Annotated in this window: 26 protein-coding genes and 4 pseudogenes; 12 read left to right on the top strand and 18 right to left on the bottom strand. The window is 59.6% G+C overall.

Annotated features, from left to right (window positions below; all coding sequences use genetic code 11):
- Positions 1-7 precede the first annotated feature (7 nt).
- Positions 8-2,149, top strand: coding sequence for a response regulator (locus P3T22_RS14140; protein WP_063495674.1), 2,142 nt, complete (start codon positions 8-10; stop codon positions 2,147-2,149).
- Between the two features lie 14 nt (positions 2,150-2,163).
- A pseudogene (locus tag P3T22_RS14135) lies at positions 2,164-2,385 on the top strand (AsmA family protein); the annotation flags it as partial.
- Here P3T22_RS14135 and P3T22_RS14130 read toward each other — a convergent pair.
- Positions 2,309-3,619, bottom strand: coding sequence for a DNA topoisomerase IB (locus P3T22_RS14130; protein WP_063495675.1), 1,311 nt, complete (start codon positions 3,617-3,619; stop codon positions 2,309-2,311). The pseudogene P3T22_RS14135 and the gene P3T22_RS14130 overlap by 77 nt on opposite strands.
- Positions 3,620-4,479: 860 nt before the next feature.
- Here P3T22_RS14130 and P3T22_RS14125 point away from each other — a divergent pair.
- Together P3T22_RS14125 and P3T22_RS14120 are read left to right on the top strand one after the other, a co-directional pair.
- Positions 4,480-4,797, top strand: coding sequence for a DUF883 family protein (locus P3T22_RS14125; protein WP_063495678.1), 318 nt, complete (start codon positions 4,480-4,482; stop codon positions 4,795-4,797).
- Positions 4,798-4,826: 29 nt separating this feature from the next.
- Complete coding sequence (locus P3T22_RS14120) at positions 4,827-5,102, top strand: GlsB/YeaQ/YmgE family stress response membrane protein (protein ID WP_063495679.1); 276 nt, start codon at positions 4,827-4,829, stop codon at positions 5,100-5,102.
- Positions 5,103-5,210: 108 nt separating this feature from the next.
- On the opposite strand, the gene P3T22_RS14115 is transcribed toward P3T22_RS14120, so the two are convergent.
- The 4 genes from P3T22_RS14115 to P3T22_RS14100 all read right to left on the bottom strand — a co-directional run bounded on the left by P3T22_RS14115 (position 5,211) and on the right by P3T22_RS14100 (position 7,593).
- Positions 5,211-5,684, bottom strand: a complete 474-nt coding sequence (locus P3T22_RS14115; RefSeq protein ID WP_063495680.1) for a PRC-barrel domain-containing protein — start codon at positions 5,682-5,684, stop codon at positions 5,211-5,213.
- Between the two features lie 145 nt (positions 5,685-5,829).
- Positions 5,830-6,267, bottom strand: coding sequence for a response regulator (locus tag P3T22_RS14110; protein WP_063495681.1), 438 nt, complete (start codon positions 6,265-6,267; stop codon positions 5,830-5,832).
- A 547-nt stretch (positions 6,268-6,814) separates the two neighbouring features.
- The gene (locus P3T22_RS14105) at positions 6,815-7,189 is read right to left on the bottom strand and encodes a phage holin family protein (RefSeq protein ID WP_429325269.1); all 375 of its coding nucleotides are present in this window, start codon (positions 7,187-7,189) and stop codon (positions 6,815-6,817) included.
- Positions 7,190-7,296: 107 nt separating this feature from the next.
- Positions 7,297-7,593, bottom strand: a complete 297-nt coding sequence (locus P3T22_RS14100; protein WP_063495683.1) for a CsbD family protein — start codon at positions 7,591-7,593, stop codon at positions 7,297-7,299.
- A gap of 629 nt (positions 7,594-8,222) precedes the next feature.
- On the opposite strand from P3T22_RS14100, the gene P3T22_RS14095 reads away from it, so the two are divergent.
- From P3T22_RS14095 to P3T22_RS14085, 3 genes are all read left to right on the top strand, one after another.
- Positions 8,223-8,480, top strand: a complete 258-nt coding sequence (locus tag P3T22_RS14095) for a hypothetical protein (RefSeq protein WP_429325268.1) — start codon at positions 8,223-8,225, stop codon at positions 8,478-8,480.
- Between the two features lie 295 nt (positions 8,481-8,775).
- Positions 8,776-9,372, top strand: coding sequence for a ParB-like protein (locus P3T22_RS14090; protein ID WP_429325267.1), 597 nt, complete (start codon positions 8,776-8,778; stop codon positions 9,370-9,372).
- A 114-nt stretch (positions 9,373-9,486) separates the two neighbouring features.
- Positions 9,487-9,990 (top strand): DUF421 domain-containing protein, encoded by a 504-nt coding sequence (locus tag P3T22_RS14085; RefSeq protein WP_429325266.1) that lies wholly within the window; start codon positions 9,487-9,489, stop codon positions 9,988-9,990.
- 93 nt (positions 9,991-10,083) lie between these two features.
- On the opposite strand, the pseudogene P3T22_RS14080 reads toward P3T22_RS14085, so the two are convergent.
- Positions 10,084-10,298 (bottom strand): annotated as a pseudogene (locus P3T22_RS14080) (MgtC/SapB family protein); the annotation flags it as partial.
- 190 nt (positions 10,299-10,488) lie between these two features.
- Here P3T22_RS14080 and P3T22_RS14075 point away from each other — a divergent pair.
- On the top strand, positions 10,489-10,734 hold the full coding sequence (locus tag P3T22_RS14075) for a DUF6723 family protein (RefSeq protein ID WP_063497899.1): 246 nt from the start codon (positions 10,489-10,491) through the stop codon (positions 10,732-10,734).
- On the opposite strand, the gene P3T22_RS14070 is transcribed toward P3T22_RS14075, so the two are convergent.
- The 8 genes and pseudogenes from P3T22_RS14070 to P3T22_RS14035 form a co-directional block, all read right to left on the bottom strand.
- Positions 10,700-10,966: a KUP/HAK/KT family potassium transporter gene (locus P3T22_RS14070; protein ID WP_429325265.1), complete on the bottom strand. Its 267-nt coding sequence runs from the start codon at positions 10,964-10,966 to the stop codon at positions 10,700-10,702. The genes P3T22_RS14075 and P3T22_RS14070 overlap by 35 nt on opposite strands.
- Before the next feature lie 130 nt (positions 10,967-11,096).
- On the bottom strand, positions 11,097-11,999 hold the full coding sequence (locus P3T22_RS14065) for a YihY/virulence factor BrkB family protein (protein WP_063495688.1): 903 nt from the start codon (positions 11,997-11,999) through the stop codon (positions 11,097-11,099).
- A 39-nt stretch (positions 12,000-12,038) separates the two neighbouring features.
- Positions 12,039-12,431: a PRC-barrel domain-containing protein gene (locus P3T22_RS14060; RefSeq protein ID WP_063495689.1), complete on the bottom strand. Its 393-nt coding sequence runs from the start codon at positions 12,429-12,431 to the stop codon at positions 12,039-12,041.
- Positions 12,432-12,600: 169 nt separating this feature from the next.
- Positions 12,601-12,726, bottom strand: a pseudogene (locus P3T22_RS14055) (BPSL1445 family SYLF domain-containing lipoprotein); the annotation flags it as partial.
- A gap of 442 nt (positions 12,727-13,168) precedes the next feature.
- Complete coding sequence (locus tag P3T22_RS14050; RefSeq protein ID WP_063495690.1) at positions 13,169-14,491, bottom strand: TIGR00366 family protein; 1,323 nt, start codon at positions 14,489-14,491, stop codon at positions 13,169-13,171.
- Between the two features lie 469 nt (positions 14,492-14,960).
- Positions 14,961-15,434 (bottom strand): hypothetical protein, encoded by a 474-nt coding sequence (locus P3T22_RS14045; protein WP_429325275.1) that lies wholly within the window; start codon positions 15,432-15,434, stop codon positions 14,961-14,963.
- 180 nt (positions 15,435-15,614) lie between these two features.
- Positions 15,615-15,848: a hypothetical protein gene (locus P3T22_RS14040; RefSeq protein WP_063495691.1), complete on the bottom strand. Its 234-nt coding sequence runs from the start codon at positions 15,846-15,848 to the stop codon at positions 15,615-15,617.
- 399 nt (positions 15,849-16,247) lie between these two features.
- Positions 16,248-16,319: pseudogene (locus tag P3T22_RS14035) on the bottom strand (cold-shock protein); the annotation flags it as partial.
- 711 nt (positions 16,320-17,030) lie between these two features.
- Between P3T22_RS14035 and P3T22_RS14030 the strand changes: the two are divergent.
- The 4 genes from P3T22_RS14030 to P3T22_RS14015 all read left to right on the top strand — a co-directional run bounded on the left by P3T22_RS14030 (position 17,031) and on the right by P3T22_RS14015 (position 19,512).
- Entirely contained in the window at positions 17,031-17,279 is a 249-nt protein-coding gene (locus tag P3T22_RS14030) for a hypothetical protein (RefSeq protein WP_063495692.1), read from the top strand.
- Between the two features lie 515 nt (positions 17,280-17,794).
- Complete coding sequence (locus tag P3T22_RS14025; protein WP_063495693.1) at positions 17,795-18,184, top strand: response regulator; 390 nt, start codon at positions 17,795-17,797, stop codon at positions 18,182-18,184.
- A gap of 196 nt (positions 18,185-18,380) precedes the next feature.
- Positions 18,381-18,620 (top strand): DUF2442 domain-containing protein, encoded by a 240-nt coding sequence (locus P3T22_RS14020; protein ID WP_063495694.1) that lies wholly within the window; start codon positions 18,381-18,383, stop codon positions 18,618-18,620.
- A 334-nt stretch (positions 18,621-18,954) separates the two neighbouring features.
- Positions 18,955-19,512 (top strand): Uma2 family endonuclease, encoded by a 558-nt coding sequence (locus P3T22_RS14015; protein WP_429325264.1) that lies wholly within the window; start codon positions 18,955-18,957, stop codon positions 19,510-19,512.
- An 84-nt stretch (positions 19,513-19,596) separates the two neighbouring features.
- Here P3T22_RS14015 and P3T22_RS14010 read toward each other — a convergent pair whose 3' ends face one another.
- The 4 genes from P3T22_RS14010 to P3T22_RS13995 all read right to left on the bottom strand — a co-directional run bounded on the left by P3T22_RS14010 (position 19,597) and on the right by P3T22_RS13995 (position 23,049).
- Positions 19,597-20,028, bottom strand: a complete 432-nt coding sequence (locus P3T22_RS14010; protein WP_429325263.1) for a VOC family protein — start codon at positions 20,026-20,028, stop codon at positions 19,597-19,599.
- Positions 20,029-20,154: 126 nt separating this feature from the next.
- Positions 20,155-21,864: a hybrid sensor histidine kinase/response regulator gene (locus tag P3T22_RS14005; RefSeq protein ID WP_429325262.1), complete on the bottom strand. Its 1,710-nt coding sequence runs from the start codon at positions 21,862-21,864 to the stop codon at positions 20,155-20,157.
- Between the two features lie 220 nt (positions 21,865-22,084).
- A complete protein-coding gene (locus tag P3T22_RS14000) occupies positions 22,085-22,330 on the bottom strand; it encodes a response regulator transcription factor (protein WP_082855002.1) in 246 nt (81 codons plus the stop codon).
- A complete protein-coding gene (locus tag P3T22_RS13995) occupies positions 22,309-23,049 on the bottom strand; it encodes a TetR/AcrR family transcriptional regulator (RefSeq protein ID WP_063497901.1) in 741 nt (246 codons plus the stop codon). Before P3T22_RS13995 ends, P3T22_RS14000 begins: the two co-directional genes overlap by 22 nt.
- Positions 23,050-23,452 lie beyond the last annotated feature (403 nt).

The raw sequence follows: 23,452 nt of genomic DNA, 5'->3' as shown, positions 1-23,452 counted from the left end.
ACGGATCATGGATATCGTTGCTCCTGTCCCGCGGGAGCCCGTCAATATTCTGGTCGTTGACGATATGCGGGAGCAGCACGTGGTGATGCGAACGATTCTCGAGGAACTTCAGGAGAACGTGATCACTGTCGCATCAGGGCGCGAAGCACTGAAGGCGGTGCTCGAGCAAACGTTCGCCGTGATTCTGCTCGACGTGAACATGCCGGGCATGGACGGGTTCGAAACCGCGTCGCTGTTGCGCTCATACCGTCGAACCGCCAGTACGCCGATTATTTTCGTAACCGCCTATGTCGATGACGCGGAGATGAAGCGCGGATATTCGCTCGGCGCCGTGGACTACATTTCCTCGCCGGTCATACCCGAGATTCTGCGCTCGAAGGTCCGGGTCTTCGTGGAAATGCACCGCATGAACCTTGAGCTTCTCACCCGGGCCGCGGAACGGGAGGCGTTCCTGCTGGCTGAGGCCGGCAGGACGGTGGCTGAGCACGCGCGGCAACGTGCCGACTTTCTCGCGAATGCAAGCCACGTGCTGACCCGTTCGCTTGAAATCGGCACCACGTTGCAGCGCATCGTCGAGCTTGCTTCGACTGAGCTGGCGGAGATCGCCTTTGTTGCCGTCATGGGCACTGGCGAATCACCGACGGAAATCACCTCCCGATCGGCCACACGGGATAGATCGGATGTCCCGGATCTTGCAGCGTTCGAGTCGAATACCCTTGCGGTGGCGTTTCCGTTAGTGAGTCGCTTTGTCCGCCACTTACTGCATGAAAGAGCAGAGGATGACAGCCCCCCTGTGGACGGCTTTCTCACGGAGAAAGCAGCAAGCCATGCATCGAGCTTACGCATCCAGCGCGTTAGCGCGTTCCCATTGCTCACGGACAACCAGAAGGGCGTGATCCTGCTTTGCTCCTGCGCGACGGACATTTCGGACGAGCAGATTACGCTCAGCAGGGAATTCGTCAGCCGTGCGGCTATCGCGCTGGAAAATGCGTTGCTGTTCTCGGAAATCCGCGAGGGCGATCGGCGCAAAAACGAATTCCTGGCAATGCTCGCCCACGAGTTGCGCAATCCGCTTGCGCCGATTGCCAATGCGGCCGCGGTAATGCGTAGTGCCAAGCCAGGAGATGCCGAGGTGTTGCGCTGGGCGGGTGAGATCGTCACAACTCAGGTCGAGCATATGGTGCGGATCGTCGAAGACCTGCTGGACATCTCGCGTATTGCCCGGGGAGCGGTCACCTTGCGAAAGGAGCCTGTGCCGTTGTCCGTGGTAATCGGTCGCGCGGTGGAAACCAGCCGGCCCCATCTGATCCGGCGTGCGCAAAATCTCACCTGCGACGAGGGAGCGGTCGACACGGTGGTCAACGGCGACGTTGTGCGACTCGCGCAGATCGTATCCAACCTTCTGAACAATGCATCCAAGTTTACTCCGCAAGGTGGGCATATTTCGCTTTCCACCCGGTTTTCAGACAGCACCGCGTCGATCACCGTCGCGGACGATGGGGAGGGCATCGATCCCGGCTTCATGCCGCATATTTTTGAGCTTTTCGCGCAGGCCGACACATCGTTGCACCGGCCTCAAGGAGGGCTGGGCATCGGCTTGACGCTGGTGCGCCACCTCACCGAACTGCACGGCGGATCCGTCGAGTGCCGCAGTGATGGGCTTGGCAAAGGAACCGAATTTGCGATCCGTCTGCCGGGCGCCATGGCCGAGCGCCGCGGCGCTGCGCGCGCCCCAGTCGTGCATCTGAACAGAAAGCAGGCAATGAGAGTATTGATCGTCGAAGATATCGCGGCTTCCGCGGAAAGCCTCGAAGCGCTGTTGACCATACATGGATACATCGTTAGATGCGCCGGCGATGGTGAATCCGCCTTGCGCGCAGCAAACGAGATGCGCCCGGACGTGGTCGTGCTCGATATTGGTCTGCCGGGCATGAGTGGCTACGAGGTCGCCTGCCGCTTGCGGCAGGACCAGGCCAAGTCATGTCTGATCATCGCGCTCAGCGGCTATGGGCAGGAAGAGCACATCCGACGGGCGCAAGAGGCAGGTATTGATCATTATCTCGTGAAGCCCGCGGACCCTTCGGTGCTGCTCGACGCCATTGCGGCCTCAGACAAAGGGCACGGCTCCGATGGGATGGCAATCAGGTAGCGGCAAGGCAGGGGATCGGAAAAATTGCTGCATGGTTTGTTGCCGTGCTGGCGGTACTGATTGCGGCACTCGTCGTCTTTTTCCTGACGTTCGACTGGAACCGCGCGCGGCCGTGGATCGACGACAAGGTCACGCAGGCGATCGGCCGACAGTTCCACATCACCGGCGACCTGAAGATCGGCTGGCAGCGTCCGCCGAGCGAAACCGGCTGGCGGCGCTGGGTGCCGTGGCCACGCGGCGAGATGTTAGCGAGCCGGCGCTGGCAGCGGGTTTCGCAATGGTTGCCTGGCGCACCGCGCGCGACTTCTTCAGCAACGTTGGCAGCGAGCCTTCGACGCCGCCAGTCACCGCCGAGTCGCGCGGCTTGCGGCCCCGGGTGCCCGCTTGACGCGCGAGCTTCGCGGCATGCTTCTCGAGTTGCACGAGCAGTGCAGCAAACGCCGCTTCATCCACTTTCAGACCGCGAAGCGCCTGGGCGGGCGGCAAGTCGTGCAATTCGTCAGCTTCGAACGCGCTGATCACGGCCGGGTGAATGTAGCAGCGTCGGCATACAGCGGGCGTATTGCGCAACAGTGTTGCTACGGCCTTGACGGTTGCGACAATATGCCGGCGTGCTTCCGCCGCGCTGCTGTATTTCAGCCACCGCAGCGCGGCTAGTGCATAGACGCTGCCCGCCCATGTGCGGTAATCCTTCGCGGTGAAATCCGCATCGCTTGCGCGGCGCAGGTAGTCGTTGATGTCCGCTGAGCCGACGGTGCGGCGCGTGCCGTCTTCGTCGAGATACTGGAACAGAGCGTGCCCCGGCAAGTCGGCGCAGCGCCGCACGATGCGCCTGACTCGTGGATGGTCCACCGTGACATCGTGCTCGATGCCGCTCTTGCCGCGGAACTTCAGGCGCAATTGGCCTGCTTCGATCTTCACATGCTTCTTGCGCAGCGTCGTCAGCCCGTACGACTGGTTATCGCGCGCGTATTCGACACTGCCGACGCGGATCAGCGTCGTGTCGAGCAGCTGCACGATTGCGGCGATGACCTTGTCGCACGGCATGCCCGGTAACTTCAGGTCGCATGCGACGCGCCTGCGGATCTTCGGCAGCGCGCGGCCGAACGCGGCCATGCGCTCGTATTTGTTGGCGTCACGTGTCTCGCGCCAGCGCGCGTGATAGCGGTATTGCTTGCGGCCGCGCGCGTCACGGCCGGTTGCCTGCAAATGACCGCGGGCGTCGGGGCAGATCCATACGTCCTCGTACGCCGGTGGAATTGCCAATGCGTTGATGCGATCAATTTCGCTTGCGTCGTCGATGCGTTTGCCGCTCACGTCGAAGTATACAAAGCCATCTTTTTCACGCCTGCGCGTGTAGCCGGGCGTGGTGTCGTCCGAATGCCGCAGACCGGGCGGCATCGCGGCAGGGGCAGCTTGCTGGGCGATGTCGTCAGTGCGGCGCTGGGTCGGGTCGGTCGTGGCAGCCATCGTTGCAGGTAGAAGTTTCAAGCGGGAGGCGCGGGTTGCGCCGATGTCTCGCTGGAAGCAATCGCGGTGCCCGGCGCGTGTACAGTGCGCTGCGGGATGCGCGGGCGGACCAGTCCTTGCGATTGCTCGCCGTGGGCACCGGGCAAACGAAGGAGAGCGTCATGAGCAGCACGCGGAACAGTGACACGGACCATTCAGGCACAGGCGAGCGGGCTGCGGCCGACGGCGATCCGAGGCCGGTCGACGACGCCGACATTGAACCGGATCGAATCGTCGACTAATTAGCAACTGACGATGACGACCTCGACGAGGACCCGACGGGTCTCCAAGACTGTGCGCGCCAGGCATACGGCGCGTCGCGTTCCGCGCTTGTTTCGCGAACCGACGTCCTCGAGACAGTCCGGGAAGAACTGGGAACTGATGCACTGGACAGGGTGCAAAGCGCGACTCTTGAACGCAACGGTGAGATAAGCATCATCCGGAAGCTGGAAAGGAGCCGCAGCCCGGACTGCCGCTGTCACAATAGCCGCGCAACTTCATTCCGCCGATTGCCATGAAGCATTCCGACTTCCACATCGATCTCGAATCTATCGCGCTAGTGATTGCCTGTAGCCGATGCGTTGATACCTCCTTCGCGAGTTGGTATTAGTTCCTGACAGCGACGGCCATTTCAGAAACGGCCGCGTCGGCGGAGGAAACGGCTCGGTGGGCTTTGTAAAGACTGCTTTCGGCGATGCAGTTCGTACCGGGGCGCGGATGCTCTGCGGGGATAGGTGCGTCGATCTCTCGCGTGCAATTTCTCTGTGGGGCACGCCACTTGCTCAACCCTTGGACCATTCAAACGAAATAGGGAGGTTCAAATGACCGAGTCGCATCAACCCACCGCTCTGGCAGCCGGGTCGTCGCCCGTCGCGTCCGACCCACCCAGTTCCGCCGGGTCATCTCAACAGGGCAACGGCTCTACACAGAAGTCCAGCGGCAGCGACGGAGGCCGAACAACCAGTGCGCGGACGCTGTCCGACCTGAAGGACAAGATTGGCAGTGCACAGGAGGTGGTCAAGACGAAGTACCGGGTCGTCTCTGAATCGACCGACGATTACGTTCATGAGGCGCCGTGGAAAGCGGTCACGATGGCACTTATCGGCGGACTCATCATCGGAATGCTTGCTCGCCGCTAACGCGGCTTTAGCTCTATAGGAGAAAAAACATGGACCCGGTCTCGCATGGAATTATTTTCTGGCTGATTATCGGAGGCATCGCTGGCGCCTTGGCGGGTCGTATCGTCGACGGCGGCGGCTTCGGCATTGTGGTCGACATCATCGTGGGAATTGTCGGAGCCTTCATAGGAGGTTGGCTTGGCGGGGCGCTGGGTCTGCACCTGGGAAGCGGCATAGTCGGCTCGCTTGTTACGGCGCTGATTGGCGCGGTTATCCTGCTCGCTGTCCTGCGACTTTTCAGCCGGGGTCGGGCGCGGCCACTCTAAAGCATTCTCTCGAACCAAGCGCCTACGCCACCGCAATGGGTCGCGGTGGCGTAGGCTCGAGAGCGTCAGACTAGCTGCCCGGCCGGCGCGGTTTACCCGTTGTGTTTTTCAGTGCTCGCTCGGCCTGATGCTGGGGTCGCTTTCCACCACTTCACGGGTCGCTGACCAGTACGGCTGCCGATTGTAGTAGCTATACGTCGACTCTCCCCACTTCGCATCTGCCATCGTCGGCCAGTGGTCCTTGTCAAAGCCCGGATCGTCCTTGAGGCGCTGTGCCGTGATGTCGACGACGAAGCACTTCTCGTCCGTATCGAGAGTCAGTGCGCTCCATGGAATGGCATGCAGGTTAGAACCCATTCCGAGGAAACCTCCCTCAGAAAGCACTGCATAGGCGATGCGTCCGTTCCTGACGTCGAGCATGATGTTAGAGATTTTCCCCACGTGTTCGCCATCAGAGGACATGACCTTGTCCCCATCGAGCGTTGCTGCGGCCATGATGTCCGGCCCTGGTCCTTCGCCCATACCACCGCCGACGATGTCGGCTCCGCGGCGGGTGTCACCTTGCGGGTTGATTGAGCCCATGATTCACCTCCTTCGAAAAAGGTACTCCAGTTGTGCGCAAGCGGTGTTCCCGAGCCGTCGGCCGCGGGCCTGCGTCCCTTGCTTTCAAGGTAACCCGAGCCCGTCCCTGGGCTGCGCCGCCAGTCACAGCTGCGAATACTGCTAACTACGCCCAAAGTTTTGAGGATATTGGTTGCCACCGGGAAAATGCCGGCGCGGGCACATTCACGCGGGTTTGAGGACTGGACAAACGCTTCGCCAACAGCGAGTCGATGGCGGATTCCAGGGCATCCACGTCGACGGGCTTGGAAAGAAAAACATTCCACAGCGTGGATTTTTCTTTTGGCGGGACGCGACCGGACGCCATGACCACGGGAATCTGGGCGAGTGCGGGATAAAACTTCAGCCGTTCGCACAAGGCGATTCCGTCCATACCTGGCATGTTCCAGTCTGTGACGATCAGATCGGGAAGGTATCGCGCTGCCTTGTCGAGGGCTGCCTCCCCGCCTTCCGCGAGGAGTATGCGGTAACCGCGTCCCTCCAGGATAATCTGGAGCAGCCAGAGCGAATCCACTTCATCGTCGACGAGGAGGATAGTAGACATGTAAGTAATCCGGAGACAACCTGATTTCCGCAACGAACATGCCTGTCAACCTGCACTGGACGTCTATGGCGGATGCAGCGTGGGGTACTACGGTCCATCAGTATTACTACCGCGATCCATACTGGTCAGCGGCGCGCGATGTCGACGGTCCACGGCAGAGCGATATCTAAAGACTGGTCTTGGAGCGCTGTCAGAGCGGCACAAGTCTGAACTGACCTGACCGCGCCGTCCCCGGATGCAAGTCACACAGACCTGAGAATCGCTTTCCGGACGGTGCTGCCTAGAAATGCGGTGATTCCCGATCGGCTGGCAATTCCGATTGTCCGGCGAGGTCCGAGGACGATTGCGCCGACACACAGTGCAACCAGCAGCGTGACGCGTGGTGCGTCTGCCAGCGAAGCGATCACGTCAACTGCGGGAGACCGCGTCCGCCCGTGCACGGCCGGAACTGATGATGGCGTGCTATTTGCCGCAAGCAATGCTGCACGTGATGCCGCCATGCGCAGCAGTATGGCGGTCTCGGCTTCCCGATCGGTGGATGCAAGGCTCATTTGAGCGCCTCCTTCAACGTGTCGAGGTCGCTCCGGATCTCCCTTTGCAGAACATGAAGCGAGCGGCCGGGTTTCTGAGCGCGAACGAGGAGCAGGGAGATAAATGACACGATCAGCCACATCGCGGCGACGCCCCATACCACGGGAAGAAAATAGGGCGTCCGCCAGGCCGTCGCGATGATCGCAATGCACACAAACGAAAGAGTGAAAAGGCCAGCGACGGCCAGGGCAACGAGTGCGCTTAACTCGCGGACCAGACATTTCCGGGTCTCCTCAAGTTCGACACCGATTAGCTCACCATAATCGGTGGCTCGTTCGACGCAGAATCTGCCGACGTTTCGCCACTTGGTGACTTTCGAACGGATGGACATTGCGGCACTCTTCGGGGCTGGCTGGTTGCGGAAACGCCGTGGCGGCGCGCCAGGGACTTGTCGTCTGCACCTCTTCGGTCTCGTTGAGGGCAAGACGCGAATAAGCCTTACTCCCGATCTCTCCAGTCGCTCCGAACGTTATCGGGCCTCGAGCGATTCGCTGCGTATAGCGCTCCGAGGATAAAGCCCGCGCCGGCCGCAATCGCCAGCGCCGCGAGCGGTCGCTCCACAGTAGACTCGCGTACGACATCCGCAAAATCGGCATAGAGTTGCTGCGCTTTGCCGCCCAGTTCCTTCGCTGTTCCGCTAACCTGCGCTCCGGCATTGTCCAGCAGGTTCCCGGCGGCTTGCTGTACGTCGCCGGCAACTTCCCGTAGCGTTCCTTCTCCTTTCGTCGTTTCCATTGTCTGCTCCTCGAGTGAGTGCGGCCGGGCCGCACGGGTAAATTACGCCAGTGTGTGAAAACCGCGAACCACGCCTCTCTGCAAGGCAAAGAATAGGCATCGGGATAGCGTGCCAACTGGTGCGCAAAAGTTGGGCCCAGCTCGACAATTCGTTGACACGCGAATACGAACGGCGGGCGCTCTCCGTATCCATCTGCCGGTGCCATTTCGTTAGTCTGACGCAAGGTGCGGATCCAGCCGTCCTGCAGGATTAGCATGAAAGCAATGCCACGAAGGGCGCATACCCGGACCTGCGAGATAACGCGCGGTGGACCCTGGAAGCCGAGCGCACCGAAGAAGCCCCTCTGACTCGTTAGTGTTTTCGCGCACGCCTCGTCGGCTCGACGACGTGGCGGATGTGCGAGAAAGAACTGGAGCTTATGACGGTGGCGCCTGTGCGCAACTCACGCAAAATCGCGCCCCGTGGTCGGCTCGACCGCGACCGCACGACAGCGTATCGCGTTCGCCGTGGGTTCCTTGTCCGACCTTCGGCATGGGAATTGCGGCGAATAGAATGCGGGCTCACACCTTCCGGTGCTAACGACCGCTTCGCGTTTGGGGAGACTGTCATGCGAGTTGCGACGAGAGGAATGTTGATTTCAGCATTATTTGTCGGTATATCAGGGTCCGTCTACGCACAAGGTGCGGGCGGCGGCGGGGCGGCCGGGGGGCAAGGCGGCACGGGGATGAGCACGCCGAACGCAAGTGGTTCAACCGATACTGTGTCGGGCGCGTCCGGGTCGAATAGCATGGCACCCGCTGGTTCTACTCCGCACAAGAAGATGCACAAGAAGTCCAGCGCAGCCACGCCGGCCTCGGCCGCCAATCCGGGTTCGGGTGGCAGTTGAAAGGTAAGCTTTGACGATGTCAGGCGGTCGCGCGTATGAACCGGCACAACAGGTGACCAGACTCGCGAACTTGTCGAATGCACGGGGATGCCATCCGGTTGATGTCGAAACTTCGTCGAGGAGTTGCAACGTCGACGTTCGTATGCTTGGCGCGGGCGGATTTGCGGTCGCACGCGCTGTTCAGCAACGCATTTTCAAGCTGGACATTGCCAGCCGTTAGCCGTGGCCTTAGGGTAGCATCGCCGTGCCGCCTACGATGGGCTGAGGAATTGCCCTGTCCGAGGAGGGAGGAGCTTTGAATACTGCAACCATCAAAAACCTGCGCCCAACCCAACTAACGCACGGTCTGCGCGAAATACGTCAGAAGACCCAGTTTTATCGATCGCTTTCCGGCCATGACCTTGAGATGGCCATAGCGGAAAAGCCTGTTCCTGTTGTATTGGGTCCTGGCGGTTCGGCTTTTGCGATTGACCATCATCACGTGGCGACCGCTTTGTGGCATGCCGGGATAAAGACGATGCCCGCAGTGCTGGTTGCCGACCTGTCGTCGCTGTCCTACGGGGAGTTCTGGTTGTCAATGGAAAACCAGCGCTGGACCTATCCGTACGACGCCAAAGGTCAACGCAGAAACTTCGCGGACATGCCGGACCACATCTGGGCGTTAGCCGACGACGAATATCGCAGCCTCGCGGCGTCGGTTCGGGACGCTGGTGGCTATGAAAAGACGACAGTGCCCCTCGAAGAGTTCCGGTGGGCGGACCTGTTTCGCACCTATCTTCCATGTCCCGGAACTGACGAAGAATTTGCTTCCTTAGAACGACAGGCGTTGAAGTTGGCAAGGAGTTCAGTCGCGGAGGGGTTGCCCGGCTACATCGGCAAGGCCGGTTCCTGAGACAACTGCAGGCTACGGGGTGCCACTCCCGGGCGGCGGCAATTTCCTGCTGCGCCCATTGGGCTCGGGCGTGTCCATCATCCGCCGGAATGGGTCGGTCAGGAGGAGACAGATATGCAAATACTCATTGCACTTTTCGGAGAGGGAAAGGACCTTTCTTCATTACAGATAGCGATGCGCGCGGCCGCTACGTTTTTTGCCGCTCTGGTCTTCATCCGGATATCGGGGCGACGTTCCTTCGGACAGCGCTCACCTTTCGATTATGTTGTTGCCATTCTGCTCGGTGCGACACTGAGCCGAGCTATTGTTGGCGCGTCGCCCGCTGTCCCGACCCTTGTCGCGTCGCTTGTCATCGTTCTGATCCATCGCGCACTCGCCTGGGCGTGTATCCGCTCTCGGGCGCTGGAATCGTTAGTGGTAGGAGTTGAGCGAGAGGTCTACAGTGACGGCCGATTTAACGAACGTGAGATGCTGGCAGCGTTGATAACCCGAACCGATGTCCTTGAGACAGTTCGCCAGGAACTGGGCTCTGATGCCCTCGATCGGGTGAAAAGTGCAATTCTCGAGCGCAACGGCGAGATAAGTATTATCCGAAAGACGGATCCTTCGCGACCGTAAGCGCTCGGGGCCCGCGTGCGGCGCTGAGGGTTCGCGCTGCATGCAGTCTGCGGAGCTGAAACTTTCGAGACACACGTCTGCCCGTCGCTCCCTGTCCTTGCGTACAATTGCACCCGCACCGATGAAACCGACGCCGGTCAGGATGCCAAGAGCACGTGCATTAAATCTAGCACTGCGAACTAATTATCCGGATTGCCGGTCTGCGGCAGAAAAACGTTTACCTGAACCATTGCGATACACGCAGCAAGGCAAACCAGCAGGGTCGTGAGCAAACCTGCAGCCTTGCCCCATTCGCCGCCTGCCGCGAGCCGGACAAGTCAGACAGAGGACGCGCAATGCACATGCCAGACCGATTCTTCAGTGTTTTCGGACTTCGGGAATAGAGATTGCGCTGCCAGATCATGGCCTCCTCGAGTCGTTGACGCTTGCACTTGAAGCAACCCGGTGCGCTGCGCGTGCCGGTTGCAGCGGCTCAAGAACATGGACGACGAATCAGCGATGATGCGACATAAGGCGGATGTTTCCGACGGCGACTTCGATATCTACGCGAGCTACCATGGCACTGGTGACGGTCGATATATGGGCGGCCTCAGCGTGATCAGGAAGTCTGACCGGAAGATTCTGTTCCCGTTCGACGGCGCGCCGCAGATCGGACCTTACGCGACGCCGGCCGAAGCGCGCGAGGCGGCAGTGGAGTATGGCCGCAAGATCATTGCGGCAGACCGGGCCGTGCCCGAAGAGTAACGCCTCTGATAGTACGCGGCGTAGGTGGCGGCTCCGGCATGTAAGCAAAGTGGATGAACGCATTGCCGACGGTCACGGGAAACCAGCCGCCGCGGGGAATCTTCCGCAGATTCGCCGCGATCAGCATTCCGTCGACGATCAGGAGCGGCACGCTGGCCGCGGCCACCGCCAGCGTCGACCAGTGCCAGAGGGTGGGGGACAGCGCGATCATCTGGATCGTGGTGGTCAGCATCGTCAAGCCAGCCGCGATGCCATACGCGGACCATACGCGGACGTGAGGTGCGAAACGTGATGACAAGGAGCATGACCGCTGCGAAGAGGATTGCGTTGAGCGTGCGTGGAGCGCGCCGCTCTGACGCAATTCAATGGGTGGCGAGGCCCGGTTCGGGTGGCGGCCCGGCATCGGTGCCGGAACATTCATACTGGGAGATCACCTGGGCGCCAAACAGCAAGAGTGTGGCGAGCCACTCGAGACTGAAGAGGATCACGATGGCAGTTGTCAACGAGCCGTAAACCACACTGACCTGTGACAGCGTGGCGAAATACCAGACCAGCACATGGCGCGTGATTTCCCACAGCAGGGCCGCTGTCACGCCACCGAACAATGCGTGCCGCAGCACGGGACGGCCAACTGGCATTACAAGGTAAATCGAGGTCAGCACGAAGATTTCGCCGGCCACGCCGAGCAGATATAGCAGCGCGCGCGAAAATCCCTGCAGCGAAACATGGCGACCGAACAGCTCGACACCTTGCGCGCCGACCGCCTGCAAGCCGGTGGAGACGAATGTGACGATCAGCAGGCCGACGCCGAGAAAGAGGATATAGCAATACGGCAGCAGCGCCGACAGCATGAAATGACGCCGGCGGATCGCCACCCGATGCACGAAGATCACCGACATCGCGTTCTCCAGCACGGTGAAGGCAAGCGAGCTGAAGAAGAACATCGTCACGAGCAGCACCCAGCCAATCACCGCGCGGTGCGCGAGAAAATTGGCAAGTTCACGGACGAGCGGGTCGGCCTGGCCCGGCACCAGCCAGCGCAGCAAACGCGCAAGCGTGGCGAGCAGAAGGCGCGGGTCCACCACGTGCGACAGCGCAATAACAATCAGGATCAGAAGCGGAACAATCGAAAGGAGAGCGTAGTAGGCTACCGCCCCAGCCAGCAGCATGCCCTGGTTGGCGCGAAAGGCCTTCAACGTCTGCAGCAGGAAAACGCCCGGATGCCGTGCAATGCTGCGCGCGCGGTGCAGGGTGTCGACGCTCATGGCTGCGGCGCGACCGTATTGGTGACGCGAGCCCCGCGCCTACTCAGGCGCATACCTGAATTCGGGCAACGCCTCCACGGACTTCTTCGTCGCGTCCGGCAGGATGAGCTGCCGGCGGTCGATCTGCAGATCGCGGAACGGCACCGCCACCAGATGCTTGCCCATCCCCAGAAATCCGCCCACTGACAGGATCGCATAGGCGCTGCTGTCGTTCGGCGCGACGACGAGGTCGTCCACCGTGCCGATCTTTTCCTTGTCGCGGTTATAGACGGTTGCGCCTTCGAGCCTGGAGGCCCGGTATCCAGCGGAGAGCTGGACGACATCAGTCCGCTTTTCCGTAATGGATTGAGGCGCCCCTTGAGCCAGCGCACCTGTGGTAAAGATCGCGGCGAGCAGTCCCGCGGAAACAAGCGTGGTCGTTCGTTGAATCATGGTTTTCACCTTCTGTCGGCAAGGGCTTGTGTAGTAGCAGACGCAAAAGTCGTGCCGCGGGCAGCGGATGCGAACGTGTCCGTTAATCGAGCGCATCGCGACCGGTCATCGTCTCCGCTCGCCCTTTCGACCTGCGCCATCGTAATATTCTGCATCGAACTATCTGTGGTCAGATTCGAAGCTGTGTGATCTTGGTGCCCTCCAGCGAAACACCGGCCATCAGGCCCGCATTGGTCAGTACGAACGCCTGCACCGGCGCAGTCGCGGTCGACGTATCGATCTCGCCATTCGCCCCAGGGGCGGACCTGAATTCACGAGGCTGAGGGCCGGGTGAAAAGGCGCGCGATTTCTGTCAAGTCTTTGAGTTCGAAGTTAGAGGGTGAGCTGACACCCAAGCAACTGATAGAAAAACGGTATGCGCAGCCTCTACTTCATTTACAAGAATGTTTTCGGCAAGTTCGTAAGTCGCGTTGGGAATCTTTATCGACCTTCGTTAAATTTCAGAAACTGGCGGAAGAAACGGAGATTTGCTGGGGGAAGAGCGCAACGGAGATTCGTCTGAATCACACATTTTTCCGGTACGACACATTGTTTCTGAGGGATGACGATTTGCCAGCATCAATCGTCGGGGACAGCGGAGCAGCAACGGCCTGATGTAGTTCATACGGAAGGACATGAAGCTTTGCAACATGCCTCCCCAGGCGCCCCACCTGGTTTGAGGCGGAGCGCCGACCTTCTCAGAACAGGTACATACCAGCCACAAAAATCACGCCTGAAAACAGAAGCGCCGTCACGCAGTAGCCCATGATGTCTCGAACGCCCAAACCGGCGATAGCAAGTGCAGGCAGTGCCCAGAACGGCTGCGCCATATTCGTCCACGCTTCGCCGTAGGCAATTGCCATCGCGGACTTGCCGAGGTCCGCGCCGAGCGCTTGCGCCGCCGGCATAACGAACGGTCCCTGCACCACCCAATGACCGCCGCCAGACGGCACCGCGAAATTGATAAGCGCCGAACTCAGGAACGCCAGAAGCGGAAATGTGTGGACGTTCGCGATGTCGACGAACCACTTCGTAATTACGCCAGCCAGCCCCGAATGGTCCATAAGGGCCTGAATGCCAGCGTAGAACGGGAACTGAATCATGATGGCAGAAGCACCTTTCGCTGCGCCGGCAACAGCGCGCGCGTATGCCATCGGCGTCTTGTGAAGCACGATACCTGCTGCGAGGAACACGAGGTTCACGGTATCGATATCAAGTACGAAGCCTTTCTTGACGAATCGGATTACCAGAAACACGGCGCACAACGCCGCCACCAGGAGCGCCAGAATCCGGCTTTCTTCCATTCTCTCGGCGAACGTTGCGTTAGGAGGAAGTTTGCGTTCAACGCTTGGCGGGTCCTGCAAAAGCGCTGGGTCCACCGTGACGACATCCTCCGGCTTCGGCATCATGAGTCTCGCCAGAATCGGCAACAGAATGATGAGGCCAATGGTGATAAATGCGTTGTAGCCGGTGAATATGGTGTGCGATACCGGAATCAGACCGACTGTCTTCTCCATTGGATTGCCCTTGGTCGCGGCCACGAGCGGCACAGAGCCAGACAGGCCGCCGTGCCACGTCAGGAACCCCATGTAGGCGCTCGCGACGAGGAGGCGGTAGTCCGTTCCCGGGACACGTCTCGCGACCTCACGCGCAAGCATCGCACCAAGGACCAGACCGAAGCCCCAGTTAATGGCGCAGGCGACTCCGCCCACAAACGCCACCAGCATCACGCCTTGGCCCGGTGTACGCGCGGAGCTCGCCAGGGCGACCAACATCCGCTTGACCGGGCCTGAGCTCGCCAATGCGTGGCCGGTCACAAGAATCATCGCCATCTGCATCGAGAACGCGAGCAGATTCCAGAAGCCAGAACCCCATAGCATCACGAGGTCCGCAGGTGCCTTCGGCGTCAAACCAAGCGCGAGCGCGAAGGTCACGATGGTTAAGAGGATGGCAAAAATCAGGGGGTCCGGCAAAAACCGGTGCACCACCTGAGTAAAGAAGGCGGAAATTCGCTGAATCAAGTGTCTACTCCTCGTCACCAATATGAAGTCGGCCTACTGTCATTGTTATGGGCGGTAAGCCGCGCGCGGCGATTTTTGCACACAACGAAAAATCCTGCAGCGACGAATGCCGCGACTGTTGCAGTGGGTAAAGACGGCATTGATTGGTAGAGAGCCGCCCTCGGCAAAACTTGTGCCTTGGACAGACAGACGGGCTATCGTGAACCATAGAAGCAGCGACCAGGACAAGCCGAGCTCCCGCATGCGATTACGCCACGAGGACGCGACGGCGTCGTCCCAATCGTCACTATCAGCGGCGAATCAGACCGAACTAATTGACTCACTTCTGACAACGGCGCTGTGGATTGCAGGTTCCTGGTTCGTCGGAGAACGGGCGTACCGGGATGACGTCGTACACGAGCACGGCTTCCTGAGCCGCCGAGATCGCTCGGTCAACTGGAAGGGAGGACGGCTCCTTGTCGTATGGCCGTTACATCGATGCTTCGGCAATAGCCTGTTTCTGTTCTGCTCGAATCAGTCCCTCGACTACCCTTGCTTCCGCCCTCGCAATCTCGTCAAGAGCGGCTATGGACAGTTGAGCATCCAGAATTGCGAACGCTGCGCAAAGGAGGGAATACTCGCTGTCCCTGAGCATCCAGCTGCCATCGTGATGTTTCGCGCTTTTGACGTGGACCATGGCCGTATGTGCGCTTTCAATGTTAGCAAGTTGGTCCGACGCGAGCCCGAGACGACACAGCTCCTCGGCAGCAAGTAAATGCCGGCTCAAGGTCGCAAACAGGTCTCGCGACCCTTGGCCGCGGCGGAATGCATCGAGAGCCGTGTAGCACTGCAAAAGCATCGCCCGGGTAACCGGCTCGTGCGCGGCGCGGCTATAGGTCAGCGCACGCAGTAATGGTGACATTGCCGGCCGGGTGTGTTTGCGATTTCGTGATTTACCGGGCATGTTGATTTCAATCTCGTTCAATAACTCTCAGTCCCGCCACCGACGCGATGCCCGCTGGCAAAAGACGCCGCCGATACGCTGGCGGCGAAGCAGGGGACCTTTGACGTGTGTGCGACGACGATAGGAGGTAACAATTAAGAAAGGCTTAAACACTGCGGCGAGCAACTCTGTTCCCCAGCATTACTCCGCGCGTGCCGCCTGTTTCTGCGCGGCCTGTTCCTCGGCGTGCTTTTTGGCCAGGTGATGTCCGACGATACAGCCGCCAACCGCCCCTGCGACCGCGTGATGTCCAGCATAGTGCCCGGCAACCCCGCCCACGACCGCGCCCTTGAGGCAACCGGCTGCGTTTGCCGTTCCGATGCCTGCGAGTGCTGACATTGCAATAGTGAACACGAACTTGCTAGTAGTTTTCATCTTGTAATACCCGTCGATTGTGTTGATGTTGAGTCTGTTATCGAGATTTCAGTCTCGACGCGTTATGTTCGGGAACGCCCCATCGGAGAAATGAAATCTCCCTGTGCACGCTGACGCATATAACGCTCGCGCCGTCATCTCCGTGCACGTTGGAAACGTGACCTTTGTAAGCAATTGTCAGCGGTGCGGCGTGGTCGAGCCAGATTGTTGCCGCCGATGCCTGATCGATTTGGCTGGGCACGGGACAATCGGTGCGGCGCTCGTTGATGGGATACTTGAGTTGACGGCGGCCGGCTCAAACCGGATTGCGATCAGTGACCAGACATACCGGTTTATCCGGAGTTTTACGCACATCGCCGACCGCGGTGCTGTGGTATTTACTCCGGCGTAGCGCTGGACCTGCTTGCCCTTCGGGCCTTGCTTCACTTCGAAGCTCACCTTCTGGTTTTCCTGCAGGGATTTGAAGCCGTTTAACGATCGGGCGTCAAATCCGAATTGTTGCCAGTCAGGGAACGATGTTTTGCAACGGCAACAGGTGATTTGTTGGCCTGAACGTCACATACTTACTCCCGAGTCTAGTATGCCGGGTAAGAAATTCGCAGGCAAAGCTGCGGCGGTAGCCACCGCTGTTGATTGGATTGCGTCCAGTATTCATCGCGCGAAATGACCAGACTCCTTATGGCCGAAATCTGCATCGTTGCGAGCGCAACATGGCACGGCCGAATCAACGGGAACGAGGTCGAAGGAGAAGCGGATGAGCGCAGAAAGGTCCTTGCGTGTGCTGGTTGAAAAGTGGCTGACCCCAACTCCGGCATCACCGATTCGGGTAATCCGGTTCGGTCGAACAGGCTCCAATCGGAACCGGTATGTGCGCATAGAAGCATGGCGACCGGAAGGTCCGGCTGCACTTTTTTTCTTCCAGCACGATGACGGTGCGTGGCGCGTGTTCCCGCCCGAGACCGGACGCTTGACAATACGCGCTTGCGTAAGTGCTGTGTGACCGCGCTATCTGCGATTCCTTTCATAGGACAGCATAGATAGTTAAGCTAAATTAAAAACCAAAAATTGCTAACGCGGCAGGTGCGATACCGGACTGCTCGCTCCATCGTGCCTTGAATCGCGCGCGGTGGTGCCAGATGCTGGCGCGCAATACATTAACTGATAGAGACACTGGAGAAACCAATGCTGCGAATCCGTAGCCCCCGAATCACAGCGCAGTTGGCTGACACGGAGATGTGCGCCGACTACTCCGAGGACACCGGCTGCCTGCGCATTCTTCAACAGGGCGTTGTCGTGCGCGAATGGCTTCCGCCAAATTCGTGGATGGCCATCGCGTCGGTCGCCGGTGCCCGCAACTGGGGAACACGACCCGATTCGAACGAACTTCGTGCGCTGCTGGAGAGCGAGGTGTCGTTGATGCTTGTCGACTAACCGTGACCTTCCAGTTCCAGCAATGTGGCCAGCGCCTCCGTGGTGTCGCGTTGTCGTCCACCAGAAGGATACGAACCGGTGCCACCCTGAGCATCGTGGCCGCGGTGGGCTCGTCCCAACCTTCGCAGACAATCGGCAAGCGCACGGTAACCTCCGTACCGCCCGGGCCTCGGCGTTGGCCTTCGCCTGCGCCAGGCGGTGCAACGCGTCGTTTTCCGCCGCGAAGTCAGGCGCGCGATGGGGGCGTTCGTCTAAAGCCGTTGTGATTAAAAAGTGCCCGCGCGCCGTGCGCGGTCCGCTGCGGGTGACGCATCCGGTCCGGTCATATGCGCTCCAGGGTGTAATTTGTATGAAGGATGCACGGAAGGAATTGCCGTGCCGGATGAATTGCAGCCCCCGCAACTTAAGAGTCATGGCGGTAAGGCCGACGCTGCCTGCGTCAGTGACAAAGCCGGGGCAGGAACGCCAATTGCGGTACTACTGGTTGCCCTCTCGGGCGAACAGGGTTCCCTGGATTGGCGACGATACTGCTTGTAGATGACGACCCGAATATTCTGCATCCGCTTAGACTACTGCTTGAGCGGGAAGGATACCGCGTGCTCACCGCGCCAGATGGGCAAGCCGCGCTGTCTGCAACTGTCGTGGAGAGTCCGAATCTCATCGTGACCGACTGGATGATGCCGCGCATGGATGGTGTTGGACTGTGCCGACGACTCAAGGACGACGCGGCGACAGCCGAGATTCCAGTCGTCATGCTGTCAGCGGCGTCGCCGCCTCCTCCGGTGGAGCCGCTGTGGGATGTCCTTTTGCCGAAACCCACGCCCATAGCCCGACTGATTAAGGAGATTCGTACTCTCGTGAAGGAGCGCGGCTCAAGCGCGTCGGCTCATGCGCCCACGCGATGAAGTATCCCGTCGGAGTCCCTTGCCGTAACTTCAGCTGTCAAACCCGGCAAACCGCTGACCGGCGACATCGCGTTGAAAATGAAGGAAACGTATCACTTCCATTCCAACGCTGGCGCGGGCCTTCTTTCTGTCATTCTTTCTTGAACGCTGCTCTGCCGCGGCCTATCTTTAAGTTGCTCTCATTCAGGAGACGGCCATGGACTGCAGGGTGGTAAGTGTGCATTTCGACAACCAACGCCTGTTTCTCGACCTGGCTGACGGTCGGGCGGTCCAGTTTCCACTGGACCGGTTCCCTGTCCTGCGGGCAGCTACAACAGCGGAGCGCGCGCATTTTGCAATCTCTTTGGACCGCCAGCAGTTGTACTGGCCGGAACTGGACGAAGAGATGAACATCGCCGCTTTGTTTCAGTCCTCGCGAGACAGCACGCAACACTAGCGGCTTTTCCTGCAGAGTATCCGACGCTATCCGTCGAACGCGACGCCGCGATTTCTCCGTTCTCGACTTGCCGGTTTGTTTCTTCCGGCAGGGCGATGCCTGCATCCCGCTTCCGTTCCTGCACTGCACAACAAATCTCACAAATCAGGTGAATATCGGACCTCTATTGCCCGCAATATATGGCATGAAGCGCACCGAACGATGCTGTCAATGCGGAAAATCGTATGCCGGAGCCTGACTAATGCGGTTGGATTTGTGCGTCGCACAATAATAAAATAATTGTCAAATCGCCCGGGGAGGGTTTACGCTTAAGTCACTTCCTCGCGAGATGACTATGGGTACGCCTGCTCTTCTGGACCATGACGAACTGCTCGCCGCTTGGTGTCGCGTCACTCCGAATACAGAATTTGTCGAGCGTTACCGGTATGAACTGGACGAACTCGGCGAGGCTGTTCTGAATCCTTCCCCGTCTGCCAGGCGCCAGATAGTGCTCACGGATGTCTACTGTCACCTGACCGAATACATGGGTCATGGCGCAGCAATGTCGGTGGCCATTTCGACACGGTCATTTGGCATCAGGGTCCCGGACGTCGTGTGGATGCCGTGTGATAAGTGGGAAAGCTTCGACCGCGACGGCCCAGTGCCGTTTGTGCCCGACCTCTGCGTTGAAGTGCTTCTCGATAGCGACAGGGCGCAGGACATCGACCGCCGCATAGCAAGCTATCTGGAGGGCGGCGCGAGTGAGGTAATCGTTGTGAACCACTTTGGACGCGTTGAATTCTGGGGCGCAAGAGGCCGGCAGCCAACTTCAACTTTCGGGATAACACTCCCGCTTGACCGCATGTATTTCGAAGAACGTGACGTGCCGACTATTCTGAGCGTTCGTTGTTGAGAGCCTATCGTTCAAATCCGGATGTTCCTGCTCTGGCTCTCCAAAGCTGCAAACGCGGCCAGCGGCTAGCAAACCACCGGCCCGTTACACTCGCGGGTGCCGCATCGACGGAGTAATTGTCAGGCCAACCAGCAATCCTTCTGGAGAAAGAAATCGTGTGACCGTCTGCCCCCACGGCTCTTTCTTGTTCTTGACGAGAATTCGATAGCCTCGCGATTCCAGTTCCGCAGTTGCTCCTTCGACGTCCTCGACATCAAATTCGAGCCATGCCTGGGGAACGGGCGTGTCGTCCGGCCAGGAATCTTTGCCAAAGCAGGACTGCGCCGCCTGCTCGAGCGGCCATAAGGCAAAACTCTGAACTCCTTTCAGAGCCTCCGTATGCAGATAACCGCCTGACTCCTCCTTGAATGAGATATTGAATGTCTCCCCGTACAAGTTCCGGCCCGCGATCTTATCGCGGACGATTGGTCCAAATCCGGCAACGAACAGGACCTTGATACGCTCAAACTCTTGCATGTGAACGCCTCCTTTGGCTGCAGATGCGGCAGGTAGTGGGGTGCGTTTCTGCCTGTTCAGGCCGACGCCCCCAAGTCCAGCCGATTTTTTGTAGCCCTGAAACTCGCGACAAACGGCGAGCCGACCTTAGACGATGCCCCGCAACGTACCGTTGGCACGATTCGCCAGGATGTACTGCAGCTTATCGAGCGAAAGTGGCTTGGTCAGATGGAAATCGAAGCCGGCCGCCAGTGCCCTCGACTTGTCGGATTCGGATGCATAGCCCGTGAGCGCTACCAGTATGATGTCGTCGAATCCGCGATTCAGGCGAACGGTTCGTGCAACTTCGAAGCCGTCCATTTCCGGCATCCCCACGTCGATGATTGCGACCTCAGGTTGCTTTTCAGACATCAGCCGTATGGCGTCGCGCCCGTTGTCCGACGTTGTTACTTCGTGACCTTCAAGCTCGAGCAAAATGCTCAGCGCTTTGAGCGCATCCTGATTGTCGTCAACGAGCAGGAGACGTGTCGGCTCGGGAGTCGCAGCGGTCGCGCTGGGGGCGACTGCGTCCGTATCCGCTATCGTCGGGGCTATCGGCAAACGAAGAGTCACAACCGTGCCTTTGCCCGAGCCTTCACTCCTGATTGAGATGGTTCCATGGTGCAGTTCGACCATCCGCTTCGCCACCGCGAGCCCGATTCCCAAGCCTCCTTCGGAACGTGCCTGGCCGCGGGCAGACTGCGCGAATAACTCGAAGACGTGTGGCTGGACCGCGCTATCGATGCCCATGCCGTTGTCAGCGACATCAATAACAATCAGCCCGGATGCTTCTTCGCGCGAGTTGTCTGGTTCGACGCGAACGCTGAGTTCGATGGTGCCGCCGACAGGTGTGTATTTCGCTGCGTTCGAAAGGAGGTTACCCAGCACCTGGCTCAGGCGGACATGGTCAGCACACACGAGGATGGGCTCGTCGAGTCCAGTTATTTTGAGTGTGTGCCTGCGGGATGCGATGTGGTGTCTGACGGCTGTCACGGCATCGAACACAATGTCGCTGAGTGACGTGTCGCTGTGCTTGATAGCGAGCTTGCCATGTTTCAGACGGGCGGCGTCGAGCAGGTCATCGACCAGCGTGCGCAAATGTCTCATCTGGCGTTGCGCGATGGTCAGCACTTCGACGGCTCTTTCGTCTTCGGCGCAAAGTCGTTTTGCTGCACTGATGGCGCCATCGATTGGCGTCATTGGATTTCGCAACTCGTGACTGAGCATCGCGATAAATTCGTTATGCCGCCGGTCGCTCTCTTCACCGCTGTCGCGCGCATTGACGATGGTCAACGCCGAGCCGGCGAAAACGGCGAGGTTGGAGAGCAGTCTGACGTCTTCGAGGTCAAATCTGCAATCCTCTGTATGTGACATCACCCATATCGCCCCTAGCCCCGCATTCTCAGCCGTGATTGGAACGACAATTCCTTCCGGTACGTCGACTCCCGGAAACGCAAGGCAAGGGAACTGGGTCTGCGGGTTGACGAATAGTTGCGGTGTCCCCGCCTCCAGGGTCACGGCGCACGGGCACTCGTCCCATGCGGTCGTATGGCCGCGCAGGTCAGCGCAGAGCCCGGCAACCGCGAGCCACCTGAAGACCCGGTTGTCGTCTGGTCCTTCGACAAGACTGATACCAGCGCTACCCGCGCGGCACAGTGCCAGAGCCGTGTCCGCGATGGCTTGCAGAAATTCGGAGCGCGGGCCGGCCTGAGCTTGGGCGAGTGCCACGAGCGCCCGGTTCTCGGCCGCATAATCTGCGGGGCGGGCCGGTCTGCGGGCGAGCTCATCCGTTTGACTGGGCGCGCGATTGCTTTCCATGGCTGACAGAGCGACTGGAGAAATAGAGAAAGTTCGAAGGTCGGGATGCCGGGATGTTGCCAGCTCGACAGACGGGCGCCAGAGCGACGTTCTTCACAGCGGCGAATTTCACATTACGGGAGGGGCGGCACAAAGTCAACGAGGGTTCGTACCTGCTTGCCTGCTGGCAAAGGCGGCCTCGGTCCACGAAGGACCGCGCCCCGAAATTGCTGACGGCGGTCTAACTACGGCGAGTAGAAATTTTTGCTGACTCGATACTGGCTCGGGAGCGCCATTTCCGTTCGCTCCCCGACATCACCGGCATGCGCCAGTCGGCGACCACTATGTCTACAGGGGATTCGATGAACATTGCCAATGCTGACTTGCCGTCGCTCGCCGTCTTCACTTGAAATCCGTCCGCGACACAGTTCGCCGCCCAAGCGGCGAGGGTTTCCGCGTCGTCATCTACCAGCAGTACGCTTGCCATAACGGCAACCGCGCAATCCTCTCCGCCTCCGCGCGCTTGAGCCCAAGTGCCTGTAGCACGACCGCAGCAGCGCGCTCGGCAAAGTTCTGTTCTCCCAGTCCAGATGCCTTCTGCTGCCGGACCGCTGGTGTAACGGAGGCGGAAAAGTGCAACTCAGCGGCGATCGCCGCGAAGATGATGCCTGTAACGGAAATGAGGCACAGGAAGTGGTCCGGGACGACAAAGCGTTTCGCGGAAATGCCACTTTGACTATCGCGCAGCAGTCGCTGACCGAGACCCCAGTTCAGCGCATGTACCGTAAAACCCTCGCGGATCAGGAGTTGTCCCCACACCGGCTCGCGGCGGGCGCGCATCAGCGTATGGCGCACACAGACAGCGACCACTTCGGCCGGGTCAGACAGCCCGCCGGCCATGCGGTCAAGCGTGCCGGCGAACTCCTCGAACACCCACTCGACGAGCGCGGCGAAGATTCCTTCCTTCGACTCGAAATGGTTGTAGAAGGAGCCGAAACCGACATCGGCGGCTTCGGTGATGTCCTTGATGGCCACTGAACCCATCCCTTTCTCGGCCATTAGCCTGAGCGCAGCGTCGAGCAGGCGGGTCCGAGTCTCCCGCTTGCGGCGGGCGCCGCGCGGCTGGCGCCCGTCGGTCGCCTCGGCCGGATCTGGCAGCTTTTGTGTGCGCTGCCGGGTTGCACGGGAGTTCGGGGTATCAGGCATCTCGGTTCCAGATTTCTGTAGCGTCGTATTGTAGATTTTTACGTCATGATTGACAAGTTCATCAGTTATGGGATGTAATGTCACTGTTGCGAACGGATCAGCGAGCGCATGGACAGACCAATTGAGTTGCGACGGTGCCTGGAACAGGGCGTTGCAGCGCTGAAGATGAGTCGTCCACTGCCGTTCCGATCCGCCAGCGCCGGGCTCGGGGCGAAGATCTGTTTGACGCTCGTCCTCTAGCTGTTCCGTGGGGAGTGGCCGCGTGCGATGACGAAGTACGAAGAGTTGCAAGCGGTTTGTATCAGGCGCAGCGAGTAGGAATACTAAGTTGTAGGCATGCCGGATCGAGTATTCGCGCACTTCGCAAAGCATGCTGCAAGACACACCGTGTCTTCCGATGCCT

The sequence above is a fragment of the Paraburkholderia sp. GAS348 genome (assembly GCF_050434205.1).
Lineage (GTDB): Bacteria > Pseudomonadota > Gammaproteobacteria > Burkholderiales > Burkholderiaceae > Paraburkholderia.
This window is presented reverse-complemented; position numbering and strand designations above follow the sequence as displayed.